Origin of the sequence: Streptomyces toxytricini (genome assembly GCF_014649915.1) — a bacterium.
Classification (GTDB): domain Bacteria; phylum Actinomycetota; class Actinomycetes; order Streptomycetales; family Streptomycetaceae; genus Streptomyces; species Streptomyces toxytricini.
On the sequence record NZ_BMTY01000006.1, the window covers coordinates 282,284 to 301,793 of the forward strand.

The following is a 19,510-nucleotide window of genomic DNA, read 5'->3' on the forward strand; positions in this document are numbered from 1 at the left end:
CAGGTGAAGGGACGGCAGCCGTTCACACGGCGGGCACGCCGTTCACACTGCAATGTCAAGGCGTATTGAAGCCTGTTGACCGGATCACGACAACACCCTGATGCTCCTCCACAAGCGTCCGGACGCGCTCCTCCGATCCCCGCATCCCCACGGGAGGAACGCGATGCGCACCCCGATGCGGAGGCTGTCCGCCACAGCCGCCGCCGTCACCGCCCTGCTCCTCGCGCTGCCCTGCGCCGAGGCGTCCGCCGCGCCGGCCGGTCCCGCCCCCACGGGCCCGGCCGCCGGCGCCGCCCTGGCGTACAAGCGCCTGGACATCACGATGCAGGCCCAGCAGAAGTCCAACTGGTGCTGGGCGGCGGGAGGCAACACCATCGCCGCCTGGTACGGCCGCACCCACACCCAGAACCAGTTCTGCAACGCCGCCTTCAACCGGCAGCAGGGCACCGAGTGCCCGAACAACCAGGCCACCCTCGGCAACGTCCAGACCGCCCTGCGCTGGAGCGGCATCAACCCCGGCTCCTACGTCACCGGCTGGCTGCGCCACCCCACCGTGCAGACCGAGATCGACGCGGGCAGGCCGGTCGAGACCCGCATCCAGTGGTCCTCCGGCGGCGGGCACATGCACGTCGTCTACGGCTACGACACGAACGGCAGCTGGGTCTACTGGGGCGACCCCTGGCCGTCCAGCGACCGCTACAACTGGGCCTCCCACGCCTGGTACGTCGACAACAGCGGCTTCTCCTGGACCCACTCCCTCTACCGGATCGGGGCGTGACGCCGTGACGAAGCGCGCCACCGCCGCAGCGGTCCTCGCCGCGACCGCCCTCCTCGGCCCCGCCCCGCACGCCGCGGCCGCCCCGGCCGCCGTCCCTCAGCCGCCCGCCGCCGGAGCCGAGGACCGGGCCGCCGCCGCCCGGGCCGCCGGCGCCCCCGACAACCTGGCGGTCCTCGCCCGGTTCTTCGCCCGGGAGGGCGGCCCCGGCGCCGCCGCGGCCGCCGGGCAGCCCCGGATCGAGGGGGAGCCCGTCGAGGTGCGCCACCTCTCGCCCGACTTCGTCGCCGGCCGGCCCGGAGCCCCGGTGTCCCGGCTGGAGTTCCTCGCCGGCCGGGCCGTCGCCGCCGACGGCCGGCAGGCCGCGGTGTGGACCGCGCGGACCGGCAGCGGCTGGGAGGTGGTCAACATCGCCGACGGCGACGACGAGTTCCGCTACGCCCGCCTCGGGGCCGAGCGGATGCCCGGCGGCACCGTCTTCCGCGAGCCGCAGATCGACGCCTGGTACGTCGCCGGCGGCGGCCGGGTGCTGCCGCTCGACGAGGACGCCGTCCGCGCGGTGGGGGAGCGGGGCACCGCCCTGGCCGCCTACCGGGCGCGCGTCGCCGCCGCGTACGGGGACAAGCTGCCGGGGTCCGCGTACGCCCGGGACGGCCGGGCCGGCGGCTACGACGAGGCCGCCCCCGCCCGCCCCGACGGAACGCCGGCGGCTGCCGCCGGAGCCGCCGGAGCGGCCCTGGCCGCCGCCCTCGGGGTCCTCGCGGTGCGCCGCCGGCGCCTGAGGCGGCGTACCGGCTGACCGCCCTGCCCGGCGGGCCGCCGGCCGGTGCCGGCCGCCGCGGCCCGCCGCGCAGCAGCACCCCGCCGCCCGGCGCCCGCGCCGCCGGGCGGCCCGGGCGGCAGGGGCCGGGATGTCGGTCCGCGACAGTAGGGTGGGCGGCATGGCCGACCCTTCCAGCTACCGCCCCCAGCCGGGCCAGGTCCCCGACTCGCCGGGGGTCTACCGCTTCCGAGACGAGCACCGCCGGGTGATCTACGTCGGGAAGGCCAAGAGCCTGCGCCAGCGCCTGGCGAACTACTTCCAGGACGTCGCCGGCCTCCACCCGCGCACGGCCACCATGGTCACCACGGCCGCCTCCGTCGAGTGGACCGTCGTGTCCACCGAAGTCGAGGCCCTCCAGCTGGAGTACTCCTGGATCAAGGAGTACGACCCCCGGTTCAACGTCAAGTACCGGGACGACAAGAGCTACCCCTCCCTCGCGGTCACCATGAACGAGGAGTACCCGCGCGTCCAGGTCATGCGCGGCCCGAAGAAGAAGGGCGTCCGCTACTTCGGCCCCTACGCGCACGCCTGGGCGATCCGCGAGACCGTCGACCTGATGCTGCGCGCCTTCCCCGTCCGCACCTGCTCCGCCGGGGTGTTCAAGCGCTCCGCGCAGATCGGCCGGCCCTGCCTCCTCGGCTACATCGGCAAGTGCTCCGCCCCCTGCGTCGGCCGCGTCACCCCCGAGGAGCACCGCGAACTCGCCGAGGACTTCTGCGACTTCATGGCCGGCCGCACCGGCACCTACCTCTCCCGCCTCGAAGCGCAGATGCACGAGGCCGCCGAGGAGATGGAGTACGAGAGGGCCGCCCGGCTGCGCGACGACATAGGGGCGCTGCGCCGCGCCATGGAGAAGAACGCCGTCGTCCTCGCCGACGCCACCGACGCCGACCTCGTCGCGGTCGCCGAGGACGAGCTCGAAGCGGCCGTGCAGATCTTCCACGTCCGCGGCGGCCGGGTCCGAGGCCAGCGCGGCTGGGTCACCGACAAGGTCGAGGCCGTCGACACCGCCGGGCTCGTCGAGCACGCCCTCCAGCAGCTGTACGGGGAGGAGACCGGCGAGGCCGTGCCCAAGGAGGTGCTCGTCCCGGCCCTGCCCGAGGACGCGCCCGCCCTCGGGCAGTGGCTGGCCGCCCGGCGCGGCTCCCAGGTCAGCCTGCGCATCCCGCAGCGCGGGGACAAGAAGGCCCTCATGGAGACCGTCCACCGCAACGCGCAGCAGGCCCTCGCCCTGCACAAGACCAAGCGCGCCGCCGACCTGACCACCCGCTCGCGCGCCCTGGAGGAGATCGCCGAGGCCCTCGGCCTCGACAGCGCGCCGCTGCGCATCGAGTGCTTCGACATCTCCCACCTCCAGGGCGACGACGTCGTGGCCTCCATGGTCGTCTTCGAGGACGGCCTCGCCCGCAAGGGCGAGTACCGGCGCTTCCAGATCAAGACCTTCGCCGGGCAGGACGACGTCCGCTCCATGCACGAGGTGGTCTCCCGGCGCTTCCGCCGCTACCTCCAGGAGAAGCTGAAGACCGGCGAGTGGTCCCCCGAGGACGCTGCGGCCGACGGCGCCGACGCGGCCGAGGCCGTCGACGGTGCGGGAGGGGCGCAGGACGACGGGCGGCCCAAGCGCTTCGCCTACCCCCCGCAGCTCGTCGTCGTCGACGGCGGCCGGCCGCAGGTCGCCGCCGCCCAGCGGGCCCTGGAGGAACTCGGCATCGACGACGTCGCCGTGTGCGGCCTGGCCAAGCGCCTGGAGGAGGTGTGGCTGCCCGGCGAGGAAGACCCCGTCGTGCTGCCCCGCACCAGCGAGGGCCTCTACCTGCTCCAGCGCGTCCGCGACGAGGCGCACCGGTTCGCCATCCAGTACCAGCGCAGCAAGCGCGGCAAGCGGCTCAAGGCGGGCCCGCTGGACGAGGTGCCCGGCCTCGGCGAGACCCGCAAGCAGGCCCTGGTCAAGCACTTCGGTTCGGTGAAGAAGCTGAGACAGGCGACAATCGACCAGATCTGCGAGGTCCCGGGCATAGGGCGCAAGACGGCCGAGACGGTGGCCGCGGCCCTCGCCCGGGCGGTCCCCGCCGCTCCTGCCGTCAACACGGCGACAGGGGAGATCATGGAGGAGGAGACCCCCGCGCCCGCGGGAACCTCGTCCGAACGGGGGACCGACCGATGACCGAGCAGCACGAGACCGAGTACGACCGAGACGGAGCACAGGTGAGTACGGGCACGACACTGGAGCCCGGCGAGAGCGCCGAGGCCGCCATCCCCGAGCTGGTGATCATCTCCGGGATGTCCGGAGCCGGCCGCAGCACGGCGGCCAAGTGCCTGGAGGACCTCGGCTGGTTCGTCGTGGACAACCTGCCGCCGGCACTGATCCCCACCATGGTGGAGCTCGGCGCCCGCTCGCAGGGCAACGTGGCGCGGATCGCGGTCGTCGTCGACGTCCGCGGCCGCCAGTTCTTCGACGCCCTGCGCGAGTCCCTCGCCGACCTGGAGCTGCGCGGCGTCACCCGGCGCATCGTCTTCCTGGAGTCCTCCGACGACGCGCTGGTGCGCCGCTTCGAGTCCGTCCGCCGCCCCCACCCGCTCCAGGGCGAGGGCCGCATCACCGACGGCATCGCGGCCGAGCGCGACCTGCTGCGCGAGCTCCGGGGCGACGCCGACCTGGTGATCGACACCTCCAGCCTGAACGTGCACGAGCTGCGCGCGAAGATGGACGCCCAGTTCGCGGGCGAGGAGGAGCCCGAGCTGCGGGCCACCGTCATGTCCTTCGGCTACAAGTACGGCCTCCCCGTCGACGCCGACCTCGTCGTGGACTGCCGCTTCATCCCGAACCCGCACTGGGTGCCCGAGCTGCGGCCGTTCACCGGCCTGAACCCGGAGGTCTCGGGCTACGTCTTCAGCCAGCCCGGCGCCAAGGAGTTCCTCGACCGCTACACGGAGCTGCTCCAGCTCATCGCCGCCGGCTACCGCCGCGAGGGCAAGCGGTACGTGACCATCGCCGTCGGCTGCACCGGCGGCAAGCACCGCAGCGTCGCCGTCTCCGAGAAGCTCGCCGCCCGCCTCGCCTCCGAGGGAGTCGAGACCGTCGTGGTCCACCGGGACATGGGGCGCGAGTGACCGGACGCACCCTGCGGCTGCGCCGCCTGCGCCGCCTCACCCCGGGGCGGGGCGAGGACGGCGCGGTCCGCACCGCGCCGCGCCGCGGCGCAGCCGCCAAGGGCGCCGCGCCCAAGGTCGTCGCGCTGGGCGGCGGCATGGGCCTGTCGGCGTCGCTGGCCGCCCTGCGCCGGATCACCGGCGAGCTGACCGCCGTCGTCACCGTCGCCGACGACGGCGGGTCCAGCGGGCGGCTGCGCGAGGAGCTCGGCGTCCTTCCCCCGGGCGACCTGCGCAAGGCGCTGGCCGCGCTGTGCGGGGACGACGACTGGGGCCAGACCTGGGCCCGCGTCATCCAGCACCGCTTCCAGTCGGCCGGCGCCCTGCACGAGCACGCGGTGGGCAACCTGCTGATCGTGGCCCTGTGGGAGCAGCTCGGCGACCCCGTCCAGGCCCTCGACCTCGTCGGCCGGCTGCTCGGCGCACAGGGCCGGGTGCTGCCGATGTCGGCGGTACCGCTGGAGCTCCAGGCGCTCGTACGGGGCCACGACCCGGCCCGCCCGGCGGACGTGGACACCGTCCGCGGGCAGGCCACCGTCGCCACCACCCCCGGCGAGGTGCTGTCCGTGCACCTCGTGCCGTCCGACCCGCCCGCGGTGCCGGAGGCCGTCGCCGCGGTCCTCGACGCGGACTGGGTGGTGCTCGGTCCCGGGTCCTGGTTCTCGTCCGTCATCCCGCACCTGCTGGTGCCGGAACTCCTCGACGCGCTCATGGAGACCAAGGCCCGGCGCGTGCTGTCGCTGAACCTGGCCCCGCAGCCCGGCGAAACAGAGGGCTTCTCTCCGCAGCGTCATTTGGAGGTTTTGGCCCGACACGCCCCTAAACTCGCCCTGGACGTGGTGCTGGCCGACCAGGCCGCCGTGCCCGACCGCGAGTCCCTCGCCGATGCCGCGCAGCGCTTCGGTGCCGCGGTCGAGCTGGCGCCGGTGGCCAGGGAAGACGGCTCCCCCAAGCACGACCCGGAGCTGCTCGCAGCCGCGTACGACCGTATTTTTCGGATGCATGGAAGGATCGGCCCATGGCGATGACGCCAGCGGTGAAGGATGAGATCTCCCGGCTCCCCGTCACCCGGACCTGCTGCAGGAAGGCGGAGGTCTCGGCGATTCTTCGGTTCGCCGGCGGTCTGCACCTGGTGAGCGGCCGGATCGTCATCGAGGCGGAGCTCGACACCGGGATCGCCGCGCGGCGGCTCCGCAAGGACATCCTGGAGATTTTCGGCCACTCCTCGGACCTCGTCGTCATGGCGCCCGGCGGCCTGCGCCGCGGCAGCCGGTACGTCGTCCGCGTCGTGGCCGGAGGCGACCAGCTGGCCCGCCAGACCGGCCTGGTCGACGGCCGCGGCCGTCCCATCCGGGGCCTTCCCCCGCAGGTGGTCTCGGGGGCCACCTGCGACGCCGAGGCGGCCTGGCGCGGCGCCTTCCTGGCCCACGGCTCGCTCACCGAGCCGGGCCGGTCCTCCTCGCTGGAGGTCACCTGCCCCGGCCCCGAGGCAGCCCTGGCCCTGGTGGGTGCCGCCCGGCGGCTCTCCATCGCGGCGAAGGCCCGCGAGGTCCGCGGTGTCGACCGCGTCGTCGTCCGCGACGGCGACGCCATCGGCGCGCTGCTGACCCGGCTCGGCGCCCACGAGTCCGTGCTGGCCTGGGAGGAGCGGCGGATGCGCCGCGAGGTCCGCGCCACCGCGAACCGGCTGGCCAACTTCGACGACGCCAACCTGCGCCGCTCGGCGCGCGCCGCCGTCGCCGCCGGGGCCCGCGTCCAGCGCGCCCTGGAGATCCTCGGCGAGGAGGTGCCCGAGCACCTGGCCGCCGCGGGCCGGCTGCGCATGGAGCACAAGCAGGCCTCCTTGGAGGAGCTGGGCGCCCTCGCCGACCCGCCGCTGACGAAGGACGCCGTCGCCGGCCGGATCCGCCGCCTGCTGGCGATGGCCGACAAGCGGGCCCAGGACCTGGGCATCCCGGGAACCGAGTCCAACCTCAGCGAGGAGCTGGCCGACAACCTGGCCGGCTGACCGGCCCGGCACCGCACCGTGCCCCGGGGGGCCCGTACGCCGCACAGCGCGCGCGTACGGGCCCCCGGCGCGCGGCGGCTCGTTCCCGCAACGCCCCATTGACATGGACACGGGGCCTCGTGAGCCTGTCGTCCGAACGCTTTCGTGGCAGTCGACGCCCAGGGGGGCACATGAGGCACCGCGCGGGACTGATCCTCGCCGCCAGCTCACTCCTCTTAGCTACCACCGCGGCCGCCCTCCCGGCCGCGGCCCACGCCCGCCCCGCGGCGGACGCCGCACCCGGCGCCGACCAGGTCCGGGTCTACGACGCCGACATCACCAAGGAGCAGGTCCCGCTCGTCCTCGCCGCCGGCCAGGACGGGCACGAGCTGTCCGAGCGCGCCCCGGAGACCGGCACCGCCCGCGTGGAGCTGTTCCTCACCGAGGACCAGGCCCGCGGGCTCGCCGCCCGCGGCGTGGCCCTCGCCGAGCGCAAGGCCGGAGCCGCCGCCCGCGCGCAGGCCCCCGGTGACGGCGTCTTCCGCCCGTACAGCGGCAAGGGCGGGCTGAAGGAGGAGGTCCTGCGGACCGCCCGGGAGCACCCCGGCCTCGCCAAGGCCGTCTCCATCGGGACGACCGTCCAGGGCCGGGACATCCTCGCGCTGAAGGTCACGAAGAACGCCCGCACCGGCCGCGACGGCGCGAAGCCCTCCGTGCTGTACATGTCCAACCAGCACGCCCGCGAGTGGATCACGCCGGAGATGACGCGGCGCCTGATGCACCACACGCTGGACAACTACGGCAAGGATCCGCGGATCACGAAGCTGGTGGACTCCACCGAGCTGTGGTTCCTGCTGTCCGCCAACCCCGACGGCTACGACCACACCCACGCCTCCGAGGCCAACCGGCTCTGGCGCAAGAACCTCCGCGACAACAACGGCGACGGAAGGATCACCACCGGCGACGGCGTCGACCTGAACCGGAACTTCGCCTACAAGTGGGGCTACGACGACGAGGGCTCCTCACCGAACCCCGCGAACGAGACCTACCGCGGCCCGTCGGCCTCCTCCGAGCCCGAGACCGCCGCCCTCGACCGGTTCCAGAAGCGGATCGGCTTCGAGTACGCCGTCAACTACCACTCCGCCGCCGAGCTCATCCTCTACGGCGTCGGCTGGCAGGTCGCCACGCCCACCCCCGACGACACCGCCTACCGGGCGCTCGCCGGCACCCCGGAGAACCCGGCGGTCCCCGGCTACCGCCCGCAGCTGTCGTCCGAGCTGTACACCACCAACGGCGAGGCCGACGGCCACGCCTCGAACGTCAACGGCATCATGATGTTCACCCCGGAGATGACCACCTGCCGGACGGCCTCGGCGTCCGACCCGAACGACCGGTGGAAGCCCGAGGACTGCCGCTCCGGCTTCAACTTCCCCGACGACGAGAAGCTGATCCAGGCCGAGTTCGCCAAGAACGTCCCCTTCGCGCTCGCCGTCGGCGAGAGCGCCGCACGCCCCGACCGGCCGGTGTCCCCCGTCGGCCTGGCCGCCGCCGACTTCACCCTCGACCCCTTCACCACCTCCTACGCGGCCGACGGCCGGGAGCAGCCGGTCGCCGTCACCGCCCGCAAGGCGCTCGGCGACAAGCGGCTGCACTGGCGCATCAACGGCGGCCGCACCCACGACCGCGGCGTGAAGCCCTGGAAGGGCGGCTCCGTCTACGGCGGCGAGGACAACAACTGGTTCGACGAGTACCGGGGCGCGGTGCACGGCGCCCGCCCCGGCGACCGCGTCGAGGTCTGGTTCACCGGCCGCGACCGGGACGGCCGGCGCGTCTCCAGCGACCGCTTCACGTACACGGTCGCCGAGCGGCCCCGCGCCGACGCCCTCGTGATCGCCGAGGAGGGCGCCCCCGCCCGGCACGCCCGCGGCTACGCCGACGCGCTGCGCGCCAACGGCCGGCCGGCCGCCGTCTGGGACACGGCCGTCCAGGGCGCCCCGCACCGCCTCGGCGTCCTCGCCCACTTCCGCACCGCCGTCCACTACACCGGCGCCGGCGCCCCCGGCGGCGACACCCAGCTCGCGCTGCGCTCGTACCTCAACGAGGGCGGGAAGCTGATCGAGGCCGGCGAGTCGGCCGGCGGCGACACCCGGGTCGGGCCCGCCCTCACCGACGACTTCGGCCAGTACTGGCTCGGCGCCTACGGCCGCAGCAGCGTACGCGGAGCCACCGGCTTCACCGGCGCGGGGGGCCTCGCCGGAGCCCGCGGCGGGCTGGGCGACGCCGAGGGAAACCCGCTGGACGCGCCCGGCGCCTTCACGGTCACCTCCGAGAGCCTGCCCGCGGACCGGTTCCCGCAGTTCCGCAGCGCGCAGGCGGGCGGGTACGCCGGCGTCGTGAACCCGTACGCCCCCCACTCCGGGACCGGCATGGCCGCGGCGACCCACGCCGACGGGGACTGGCGGCGGCTGACCCGCACCATCGACCTGACGCAGGTGTCCGCCGAGGACGCGCCGCAGCTCAAGGCCGCCCTGAACTGGCACACCGAGCGGGGCTACGACCACGCCGTCCTGGAGGCGCGCACGGCCGGCGGCGACGACTGGACCACCCTGCCCGAGGCGGGCGGCCTGACCCGCAGCCAGGTGCCGACGGACTGCGCGGCCGGCTTCTTCGTGAACGCGCACCCCTTCCTGCGCCGCTACCTCACCCTTGAAGGCGGCGGCTGCACCGCGCAGGGCGGCAGCGGCGCGTGGCACAGCCTCACCGGCTCGTCCGACGGCTGGAAGCAGGCCTCCTTCGACCTGAGCGCCTACGCGGGCCGGACCGTCGAGGTGTCGCTGTCGTACGTCACGGACGCGAGCGAGGGCGGCCGCGGCGTCTTCGCGGACGACGTCCGCCTCTCCGTCGGGGGAGTGGACCAGACCACCGAGGGGTTCGAGGCCTCCCTCGGGAGCTGGACGGCGGCCGGCGCCCCTGTGGGAAGCGCCGAAGTTCCCGGCGACTGGGCCCGCTCCGGCGAGCTGTTCCGCTCTTACGCCTCGGTCACCACGCGTGACACCGTCCTGCTCGGATTCGGCCTGGAACACGTCCGCGAACCGGCCGACCGCGCGCTACTCGTCGGTAAGGCGCTCCGTGCGCTGAACCGCTGATCACCGCCCCCGCCGCCGCTCACGCCGCGTGACCGGCACGAGGCCCCGCGAGCCCCGTTCCGGCCCGCCGGAGCGGGGCCCCGGGGTGTGTCAGGTCCCGGACGATGTCACTCGCAAGCTCACGGAGAGGTAGGGTCGTAAGCGGTCGGGGACATCCCATTTACAGCTCGCCGGGCGCACAGACCGGCGCACCAACGAGGAGATCGGTTCGTGACGATCCGCGTAGGAATCAACGGTTTTGGTCGAATTGGCCGCAACTACTTCCGAGCTCTCCTGGAGCAGGGGGCGGACATCGAGATCGTCGGTGTCAACGACCTGACGGACAACGCCACCCTGGTGCACCTCCTCAAGTACGACAGCATCCTCGGCCGCCTCAAGCAGGAGGTCACGCACACCGAGGACACGATCACGGTCGGCGGCAACACCTTCAAGACGTTCGCCGAGCGCGACCCCGCGAACCTCCCCTGGGGCGAGCTGGGCGCCGACATCGTCATCGAGTCGACCGGCATCTTCACGAAGAAGGCCGACGCCGCCAAGCACATCGCCGCCGGCGCGAAGAAGGTCCTCATCTCGGCCCCGGCCAAGGACGAGGACATCACCATCGTGATGGGCGTCAACCACGACAAGTACGACGCGGCCAACCACCACGTCATCTCCAACGCCTCCTGCACCACCAACTGCGTGGCGCCGATGGCCAAGGTCCTCGACGAGAACTTCGGCATCGTCAAGGGCATGATGACGACGGTCCACGCGTACACGAACGACCAGCGCATCCTGGACTTCCCGCACTCGGACCTGCGCCGCGCCCGCGCCGCCGCCGAGAACATCATCCCGACCTCCACCGGTGCCGCCAAGGCCACCGCCCTGGTCCTCCCGCAGCTGAAGGGCAAGCTGGACGGCATCGCCATGCGCGTCCCGGTCCCGACCGGCTCGGTCACCGACCTCGTCATCGAGCTCGACCGCGAGGTCACCAAGGACGAGATCAACGCCGCTTTCCAGAAGGCGTCCGAGGGCCAGCTCAAGGGCATCCTGGACTACACCGAGGACGCGATCGTCTCCTCCGACATCGTGAACTGGCCGGCCTCCTGCACCTTCGACTCGTCGCTGACGATGGTCCAGGGCAAGCAGGTCAAGGTCGTCGGCTGGTACGACAACGAGTGGGGCTACTCCAACCGACTCGTCGACCTGACCGTCTACGTCGGCGGCCGGCTCTGACGCACGTCGGACACACAAGCCGAACTCCCATGATGTGAGCACAGGGTCCGCGCAGCGCGATGAAGCGCCGTACGGGCCCTGTTGCCTGCCCGCCCCACCCACCCCGCGCCGGTACGGCCCGTGCCGGGGGACAAGGAGTAGAAACACATGAAGACGATCGACGAACTCCTCGCCGAGGGCGTCTCGGGCAAGAGGGTCTTCGTCCGCGCGGACCTCAACGTGCCGCTCTCCGGCGACGTGATCACCGACGACGGCCGGATCCGCGCCGTGCAGCCGACCATCGCCCGCCTCGCCGAGGCCGGCGCCCGCGTGGTCGTCGCCTCGCACCTGGGCCGCCCCAAGGGCGCCCCGGACCCGGCGTTCTCCCTCGCCCCGGCCGCGAAGCGGCTCGGCGAACTCCTCGGCGCCGAGGTCGCCTTCGCCGCCGACACCGTCGGCGCCTCCGCCAAGGAGACCGTCGCGAAGCTCTCCGACGGCCAGGTCGCCGTCCTGGAGAACCTCCGCTTCAACCCCGGCGAGACCGCCAAGGACGACGCCGAGCGCGGTGCCTTCGCCGACCAGCTCGCCGAGCTCGCCGACGTCTACGTCGGCGACGGCTTCGGCGCCGTGCACCGCAAGCACGCCTCGGTCTACGACCTGCCCGCGCGCCTGCCGCACGCCGCCGGCTCCCTGATCGCCGCCGAGGTCGGCGTCCTGAAGAAGCTGACCGCCGACGTCAAGCGCCCCTACGTCGTCGTCCTCGGCGGCGCCAAGGTCTCCGACAAGCTCGCCGTCATCGACGAGCTCCTCGGCAAGGCCGACCGCCTCCTCATCGGCGGCGGCATGGCCTACACCTTCCTCCACGCCAAGGGCTACGAGGTGGGCATCTCCCTGCTCCAGAAGGACCAGGTGGAGACCGTCAAGGAGTACATGGCCCGCGCCGAGGCGAACGGCGTCGAGCTCGTCCTGCCGGTCGACGTCCTCGCCTCCACGGAGTTCCCCGACCTCAAGGGCAAGGCCCCGGCCGAGTACACCACCGTCGACGCGGACAAGATCCCGGCCGACAAGGAGGGCCTCGACATCGGCCCCAAGACCCGCGAGCTGTACGCTTCGAAGATCGCCGATGCCGAGACGGTGTTCTGGAACGGCCCCGTGGGCGTCTTCGAGCACCCGGACTACGCCGGCGGCACCCGCGCCATCGCGCAGGCCCTCGTCGACAGCAGCGCCTTCACCGTCGTCGGCGGCGGCGACTCCGCCGCGGCCGTGCGCACGCTCGGCTTCGACGAGAACGCTTTCGGCCACATCTCTACCGGCGGCGGCGCCTCCCTCGAATACCTCGAGGGCAAGACGCTCCCCGGTCTCGCTGCACTGGAGGTCTGACCCCCGATGACCACGCGCACCCCGCTCATGGCGGGCAACTGGAAGATGAACCTCAACCACCTCGAGGCCATCGCGCACGTCCAGAAGCTCGCCTTCGCGCTCGCCGACAAGGACTACGACGCCGTCGAGGTCGCGGTCCTGCCGCCCTTCGTCGACCTGCGCTCCGTCCAGACCCTCGTCGACGGCGACAAGCTGAAGATCAAGTACGGCGCCCAGGACCTCTCGGCCCACGACGCCGGCGCCTACACCGGCGAGATCTCCGGCTCCATGCTCGCCAAGCTCAAGTGCACGTTCGTGGCCGTCGGCCACAGCGAGCGCCGCCAGTACCACGGCGAGACCGACGAGGTCTGCAACGCCAAGGTCAAGGCCGCCTACCGGCACGGCCTCACCCCGATCCTGTGCGTCGGCGAGGGCCTGGAGGTCCGCAAGGCCGGCGACCAGGTCGCCCACACCCTCGCCCAGGTCGACGGCGGCCTGAAGGACGTCCCGGCCGAGCAGGCCGAGTCGGTCGTCATCGCCTACGAGCCCGTCTGGGCCATCGGCACCGGCGAGGTCGCCACCCCCGAGGACGCCCAGGAGGTCTGCGGGGCCATCCGCCGCCGCCTCGCCGAGCTGTACTCCCAGGAGCTGGCCGACAAGGTCCGCATCCAGTACGGCGGCTCCGTCAAGGCGAACAACATCGCGGCGATCATGGCGCAGCCGGACGTCGACGGCGCCCTGATCGGCGGCGCCGCCCTCGACGCGGACGAGTTCGTCAAGATCGTCCGGTTCCGGGACCAGTAGTCCGCACCCCCGCGGCAGCGAGTAGGCCGCGGGCCGGATCCGTCGTACCCTTGCGGGGGCCAGGAGGCTGCACCACCAGCCACTGGCCCCCGCGCCCATCCGGCACCGCCGGAAAGCCTTCGGAAGCCAGAAAGTAGGAATCAGCCGTGGTTATGGGGTTCTCGATCGCCCTGATCGTCTTCAGTGCGCTGCTGATGCTGCTCGTGCTGATGCACAAGGGCAAGGGCGGCGGCCTCTCCGACATGTTCGGCGGCGGCATGCAGTCCTCCGTCGGCGGCTCCTCGGTCGCCGAGCGCAACCTCGACCGCATCACGGTCGTCGTCGGCCTGCTGTGGTTCGCGTGCATCGTCGCCCTCGGCCTGCTGATGAAGTCGAACGGCTGACACCTCCGCGCAGCCGCCGGTTCTCGCCAATCCGGCCGTCCCGCCCGGCGCGTCCCGCCTATCATGAAGGCGGCGTCCACGGCTCGGAGTGAGTAACTCCATTTGCTGGACGTCCGTTGGGCCTTCCGTAGACTGGGGCGCCCGCGGCGGAAACCTCTCACGCTTCGCGGCACCATCACGCAGGGGAGTTACGACCGTGGCAAGTGGCAACGCGATCCGTGGCAGCCGGGTCGGGGCGGGGCCGATGGGCGAGGCCGAGCGCGGCGAGTCCGCGCCCCGCCTGCGCATCTCGTTCTGGTGCTCGAACGGGCACGAGACGCAGCCCAGCTTCGCCAGCGACGCACAGGTGCCGGACACCTGGGACTGCCCGCGCTGCGGGTTCCCGGCCGGCCAGGACCGGGACAACCCCCCGGCGCCGCCGCGCACCGAGCCGTACAAGACGCACCTGGCGTACGTGCGCGAACGCCGCACCGACGCCGACGGCGAGGCCATCCTCGCCGAGGCCCTCGCCAAGCTCCGCGGCGAGATCTGACGCCACCGCGCGGCACCGGGCCCGGCCCGCAGGAGGCCCACCTCCGGCGGACCGGGCCCTTCGCGTGCCCGCACACCGCAGCGCTGTCCCGCACAGACCCCCTCGATCCCTTAAGTTGGTGATCGGCGGGGCACGACAGGACGGAAGAAACGGGTTGATGTCCGAGATGAACGCAGAAGGCCGGGCAAGGCTCAACCGGACCCCCGAGTGGCTTGCCCTCGGCAAGCACCGGGAAGAGCTGGGGCAGACGCATCTGCGGCAGCTGTTCGAGGAGGACCCCGAGCGCGGCACGGCGTACACGCTGCGCGTCGGCGACCTCCACATCGACTACTCCAAGCACCTCGTCACCGACGAGACGCTCACGCTGCTGCGCGAACTGGCCGCCGCCACCGGCGTCGCCGAACTGCGCGAGGCCATGTTCCGCGGCGAGAAGATCAACACCACCGAGGGCCGCGCGGTCCTGCACACCGCTCTGCGCGCCCCCGCCGGCACGGTCGTCGAGGTCGACGGCGAGGACGTCGTCCCCGGAGTCCACGCCGTCCTCGACAAGATGGCCTCCTTCAGCGAGCGGATCCGCTCCGGGGAGTGGACCGGCTCCACCGGAGCGCCCCTCACCAACATCGTCAACATCGGCATCGGCGGCTCCGACCTCGGACCGGCGATGGCCTACGAGGCGCTGCGCCCCTTCACCGACCGCGGCCTGACGGTCCGGTTCGTCTCCAACGTCGACGGCGCCGACCTGCACGAGGCCGTCCGCGACCTCGACCCGGCGCGGACCCTGTTCATCGTCGCGTCCAAGACGTTCACGACGATCGAGACCATCACCAACGCCGAATCGGCCCGCGCCTGGCTGGTGGACGGCCTCGGCGGCGACGAGGCCGCCGTCGCACGGCACTTCGTCGCGCTCTCCACCAACGCGGAGAAGGTGACGGGCTTCGGCATCGATCCGGCCAACATGTTCGAGTTCTGGGACTGGGTCGGCGGCCGCTACTCCTTCGACTCCGCCATCGGCCTCTCGCTGATGATCGCGATCGGCCCGGACCGCTTCCGCGAACTCCTCTCCGGCTTCCGGCTGATGGACGAGCACTTCCGCACGGCGCCCCCGGAGGAGAACGCCCCGCTGCTCCTCGGCCTCCTCGGCATCTGGTACGGCGCCTTCCACGACGCCCAGTCGCACGCCGTCCTGCCCTACAGCCACTACCTCTCGCGGTTCACCGCCTACCTCCAGCAGCTCGACATGGAGTCCAACGGCAAGTCCGTGGACCGCGAGGGCCGCCCCGTCGACTGGCAGACGGGCCCCGTCGTCTGGGGCACCCCCGGCACCAACGGCCAGCACGCCTACTACCAGTTGATCCACCAGGGCACCAAGGTGATCCCGGCGGACTTCATCGGCTTCGCCCGCCCCGTCGCCGAACTGCCGCCGCGCCTCGCGGCCCAGCACGACCTGCTGATGGCCAACTTCTTCGCCCAGACGCAGGCGCTGGCCTTCGGCAAGACCGCCGACGAGGTCCGCGCGGAGGGCGTCGCCGAGGAGCTCGTCCCCCACAAGACCTTCCGCGGCAACCACCCCACGACCACGGTCCTGGCCACCGAGCTGACCCCGTCCGTGATCGGCCAGCTGATCGCGCTGTACGAGCACAAGGTCTTCGTCCAGGGCGCGGTGTGGAACATCGACTCCTTCGACCAGTGGGGCGTGGAGCTCGGCAAGGTCCTCGCCAAGCGCGTGGAGCCGGCGCTGGCCGAGGGCGCCGACGTCCCCGGGCTCGACGCGTCGACCCGGAACCTCGTCGGGGTCTACCGCTCGCTGCGCGGCCGCTCCTGACCCCTGCCGACGCGACGGCCCGCCGTCCCCGAGGGGAGGGCGGGCCGTCCGCGGCACCGTGAGGGGCCGTCAGGCTCACACCGGCGGGTAGAGCCCCGCCGGGAGCTTCGCCGCGGCCGCCCGGTCGAGCAGCCACAGGGTGCGCGAGCGCCCGTACGCGGCCGCGGCCGGGGCCTGGACCTCGCCGGCGCCGCCCAGCGCGATGGCGACCGCGCCGGCCTTGTCCTCGCCCGCCGCGAGCAGCCACACCTCGCGGGCCGCCCGGATCGCCGGCAGGGTCAGCGAGACCCGGGTCGGCGGGGGCTTGGGGGCGCCGTGCACGCCGACGACCGTGCGCTCGGACTCCCGCGCCGCCGGGTGCTCCGGGAACAGCGACGCCACGTGCGTGTCGGGGCCCACGCCCAGCATCAGCACGTCGAAGCGGGGGACCGGGCCGTGGTCCTCCGGGCCGGCGGCCCGCCGCAGCTCCTCCGCGTACGCCGCGGCCGCGGCGTCCGCGTCGTCCCCGTACGGGCCGTCCGACGCGGGCATCGCGTGCACCCGCGCCGGGTCGACGGGCACGGCGTCCAGCAGCGCCTCGCGGGCCTGGACGTGGTTGCGCTCGGGGTCGTCGGCCGGGACGAAGCGCTCGTCGCCCCACCACAGGTCGATCCGGGCCCAGTCGACCGCGTCCCGGGCCGGGGCCGCCGCCAGCGCGGCGAGCAGCCCGTTGCCGTTGCGGCCGCCGGTCAGGACCACCGAGGCGGTGCCCCGTGCGGCCTGCGCGTCCACGATCTTCGTGATGAGCCGGGCGGCCGCGGCCTGGGCCATCAGCTCCTTGTCCCGGTGGACGACGACCTGGGGAGTCGTCATACCCATGTTGTTGCCGCCTTCTTGGTCGGGAAACGGTGCGGCCGCCGACCGGACCGCCCCCGAGGGGGCGGATCCGGCCGGCGGCCGCGGGGTGTCACTGCTTGGCCGGGGCCTTCTTGGCGGCCGCCTTGGAGGCGGGCTTCGCGGCGGCCTTGCCGGCGGGGGCGGCCGCTTCGGCGCCGTCGCCCTCCGCAGCCTGCGCGGCCGCGGCCGGGGCGGGGGAGTCCTTCGCCACCCGCAGCTTCGCCACGCCGAACTTCAGCGCGGACTCGTAGGTGTTGTCCGGGTCCAGCCGGCGCAGCTCCTCCGCCAGCAGCTCGGCCGTCTCGCGGCGCTTGAGCGCCACGCTGCGGTCGGGCTGGCCCGGCATGCACAGCGTCGCCAGCGAACCGTCCGCGCGGCCCAGGAGGATCTCGCCCTCCTTGGTCTCCAGGCGGACCGCCGTCAGGCCGGGGCCCGACGACAGCGTGCGCTCGACGGGCACCTTCAGCCGGTCCGCCAGCCACATGGCCAGCAGCTCGCAGGACGGGTTCTCGTCCTCGCCCTCGACGGTCGCCGAGACGACCTCGAAGGCCTGCTGGTCCAGGGCCGCCGCCAACATGGAGCGCCACGGCGTGATCCGGGTCCAGGACAGGTCCGTGTCCCCGGGCGCGTACGTCTCCGCCCGCTCCGCGAGGGCCCCTATCGGGTCCTCGCAGGCGTACGTGTCGCTGATGCGGCGCTGCGCGAGTGCGCCCAGTGCGCTGCCCGCCAGGTCCGAGGGCGCGCCCTCGGGCCACCAGACGACGACCGGCGCGTCCGGGAGCAGCAGCGGGAGGACCACCGAGTCGGCGTGGTGGACGAGCTCGCCGTGGAGGCGGAGCACGACCGTCTCGCCGGTCCCCGCGTCCGCGCCGACCCGGACCTCCGCGTCGAGGCGGGCGTCGCGGCGGCTGCGCGCCGAGCGGCTGACCCGCTTGATCACGACGATGATCCGCGAGGGGTGCTCGTGGGACGCGTCGTTCGCCGACTTGAGCGCGTCGTACGCGTTCTCCTCGTCGGTCACGATCACCAGCGTGAGGACCATGCCGATGGCCGGCGTGCCGATGTCGCGGCGGGCCTGCACCAGCGCGGCGTTGATCTTGCTGGAGGTGGTCTCCGTGAGGTCGATCTTCATGGCCGGCGCCAGCTCCGTCCGTCTCGTGCGAGCATCTCGTCCGCCTCGACCGGCCCCCAGGTCCCCGCCGGGTACTGCGCGGGCCTGCCGTGCTTGTCCCAGTACTCCTCGATCGGGTCGAGGATGTTCCAGGACAGCTCGACCTCCTGGTGGCGCGGGAAGAGGTTCGCGTCGCCCAGCAGGACGTCCAGGATGAGGCGCTCGTACGCCTCGGGGCTCGACTCCGTGAAGGACTCGCCGTACGCGAAGTCCATCGTGACGTCCCGGACCTCCATCGAGGTGCCCGGGACCTTGGAGCCGAAGCGGACCGTGACGCCCTCGTCCGGCTGGACCCGGATGACCAGGGCGTTCTGCCCCAGCTCCTCGGTCGCGCCCGACTCGAACGGCAGGTACGGGGCGCGCTTGAAGACCACCGCGATCTCCGTCACCCGGCGGCCCAGGCGTTTGCCCGTCCGCAGGTAGAACGGCACGCCCGCCCAGCGGCGGTTGTTGATCTCCAGGCGGATCGCCGCGTAGGTGTCCGTCTTGGACTTCGGGTCGATGCCGTCCTCTTCGAGGTAGCCGACGACCTTCTCGCCGCCCTGCCACGCCGAGGTGTACTGGCCGCGCACGGTGTGCTTGCCCAGGTCCTCGGGGACCTGGACGGCGCTGAGCACCTTCAGCTTCTCCGCCACCAGCGCCTTGGGGTGGAAGGAGCCCGGCTCCTCCATCGCCGTCAGCGCGAGCAGCTGCAGCAGGTGGTTCTGGATGACGTCGCGGGCGGCGCCGATGCCGTCGTAGTACCCGGCGCGGCCGCCGATGCCGATGTCCTCGGCCATGGTGATCTGCACGTGGTCCACGTAGGACCGGTTCCAGATCGGCTCGAACATCGTGTTCGCGAAGCGGAGCGCCAGGATGTTCTGGACGGTCTCCTTGCCCAGGTAGTGGTCGATGCGGAAGACCTCGTCCCGCGGGAAGACCTCGTGGACGACCTTGTTGAGCTCCTCGGCGCTCTTCAGGTCGTGCCCGAAGGGCTTCTCGATGACGGCGCGCCGCCAGGAGCCCTCCTTCTGGGCGAGCCCGTGGTCCTTGAGCTGCTGGACCACCTTGGGGAACCACTTCGGCGGCACCGACAGGTAGAAGGCGAAGTTCCCGCCCGTCCCCTGCTGCTTGTCGAGCTCCTCGATCGTCGCCTTCAGCGTCTCGAACGCCTGGTCGTCGTCGAAGTCGCCCTGGACGAAGCGGCAGCCCTGCACCAGCTGCTGCCAGACCTCCTCCCGGAAGGGGGTGCGCGAGTGCTGCTTGACGGCCTCGTACACCTCCTGGGCGAAGTCCTCGTGCTCCCACTCGCGGCGGGCGAAGCCGATCAGGGAGAAGCCCGGCGGGAGCAGGCCGCGGTTGGCCAGGTCGTAGACGGCAGGCATCAGCTTCTTGCGCGACAGGTCACCCGTAACGCCGAAAATGACCAGGCCGGACGGCCCCGCGATACGCGGGAGCCGCCGGTCCTGTGCGTCACGAAGCGGGTTCGCTCCGTTTACAGACAAGGTG

Annotated in this window: 16 protein-coding genes; 13 read left to right on the top strand and 3 right to left on the bottom strand. The window is 72.8% G+C overall.

The window, feature by feature from the left end; all coding sequences use genetic code 11:
* Window positions 1-163: 163 nt before the first annotated feature.
* From IE170_RS10215 to pgi, 13 genes are all read left to right on the top strand, one after another.
* Complete coding sequence (locus tag IE170_RS10215) at window positions 164-778, top strand: papain-like cysteine protease family protein (protein ID WP_189808986.1); 615 nt, start codon at window positions 164-166, stop codon at window positions 776-778.
* A gap of 4 nt (window positions 779-782) precedes the next feature.
* Window positions 783-1,574, top strand: a complete 792-nt coding sequence (locus tag IE170_RS10220; protein WP_189808987.1) for a hypothetical protein — start codon at window positions 783-785, stop codon at window positions 1,572-1,574.
* A gap of 142 nt (window positions 1,575-1,716) precedes the next feature.
* On the top strand, window positions 1,717-3,762 hold the full coding sequence (uvrC, locus tag IE170_RS10225; protein ID WP_189808988.1) for an excinuclease ABC subunit UvrC: 2,046 nt from the start codon (window positions 1,717-1,719) through the stop codon (window positions 3,760-3,762).
* Window positions 3,759-4,709, top strand: coding sequence for an RNase adapter RapZ (rapZ, locus tag IE170_RS10230; protein ID WP_125540634.1), 951 nt, complete (start codon window positions 3,759-3,761; stop codon window positions 4,707-4,709). The genes uvrC and rapZ overlap by 4 nt, the downstream gene beginning before the upstream one ends.
* Entirely contained in the window at window positions 4,706-5,776 is a 1,071-nt protein-coding gene (locus tag IE170_RS10235; RefSeq protein ID WP_189808989.1) for a gluconeogenesis factor YvcK family protein, read from the top strand. The genes rapZ and IE170_RS10235 overlap by 4 nt, the downstream gene beginning before the upstream one ends.
* A complete protein-coding gene (gene whiA, locus IE170_RS10240; RefSeq protein ID WP_114057080.1) occupies window positions 5,767-6,756 on the top strand; it encodes a DNA-binding protein WhiA in 990 nt (329 codons plus the stop codon). Before IE170_RS10235 ends, whiA begins: the two co-directional genes overlap by 10 nt.
* A gap of 170 nt (window positions 6,757-6,926) precedes the next feature.
* Entirely contained in the window at window positions 6,927-9,881 is a 2,955-nt protein-coding gene (locus IE170_RS10245) for a M14 family metallopeptidase (protein WP_189808990.1), read from the top strand.
* A gap of 210 nt (window positions 9,882-10,091) precedes the next feature.
* Complete coding sequence (gene gap, locus IE170_RS10250; RefSeq protein ID WP_125540637.1) at window positions 10,092-11,096, top strand: type I glyceraldehyde-3-phosphate dehydrogenase; 1,005 nt, start codon at window positions 10,092-10,094, stop codon at window positions 11,094-11,096.
* Window positions 11,097-11,243: 147 nt separating this feature from the next.
* On the top strand, window positions 11,244-12,455 hold the full coding sequence (locus IE170_RS10255) for a phosphoglycerate kinase (protein WP_189808991.1): 1,212 nt from the start codon (window positions 11,244-11,246) through the stop codon (window positions 12,453-12,455).
* A gap of 6 nt (window positions 12,456-12,461) precedes the next feature.
* A complete protein-coding gene (gene tpiA / locus IE170_RS10260) occupies window positions 12,462-13,238 on the top strand; it encodes a triose-phosphate isomerase (protein ID WP_189808992.1) in 777 nt (258 codons plus the stop codon).
* Between the two features lie 152 nt (window positions 13,239-13,390).
* Window positions 13,391-13,621, top strand: a complete 231-nt coding sequence (gene secG, locus IE170_RS10265) for a preprotein translocase subunit SecG (protein ID WP_125540640.1) — start codon at window positions 13,391-13,393, stop codon at window positions 13,619-13,621.
* Between the two features lie 244 nt (window positions 13,622-13,865).
* Complete coding sequence (locus tag IE170_RS10270; RefSeq protein WP_030197743.1) at window positions 13,866-14,153, top strand: RNA polymerase-binding protein RbpA; 288 nt, start codon at window positions 13,866-13,868, stop codon at window positions 14,151-14,153.
* A gap of 166 nt (window positions 14,154-14,319) precedes the next feature.
* Window positions 14,320-15,975: a glucose-6-phosphate isomerase gene (gene pgi / locus IE170_RS10275; protein WP_189809033.1), complete on the top strand. Its 1,656-nt coding sequence runs from the start codon at window positions 14,320-14,322 to the stop codon at window positions 15,973-15,975.
* A gap of 75 nt (window positions 15,976-16,050) precedes the next feature.
* Here pgi and pgl read toward each other — a convergent pair whose 3' ends face one another.
* The 3 genes from pgl to zwf form a co-directional block, all read right to left on the bottom strand.
* Window positions 16,051-16,827 (bottom strand): 6-phosphogluconolactonase, encoded by a 777-nt coding sequence (pgl, locus tag IE170_RS10280; RefSeq protein WP_189809034.1) that lies wholly within the window; start codon window positions 16,825-16,827, stop codon window positions 16,051-16,053.
* Window positions 16,828-16,921: 94 nt separating this feature from the next.
* Entirely contained in the window at window positions 16,922-17,983 is a 1,062-nt protein-coding gene (opcA, locus tag IE170_RS10285; RefSeq protein WP_189808993.1) for a glucose-6-phosphate dehydrogenase assembly protein OpcA, read from the bottom strand.
* Entirely contained in the window at window positions 17,980-19,506 is a 1,527-nt protein-coding gene (gene zwf / locus IE170_RS10290) for a glucose-6-phosphate dehydrogenase (RefSeq protein WP_189808994.1), read from the bottom strand. The genes opcA and zwf overlap by 4 nt, the downstream gene beginning before the upstream one ends.
* Window positions 19,507-19,510 lie beyond the last annotated feature (4 nt).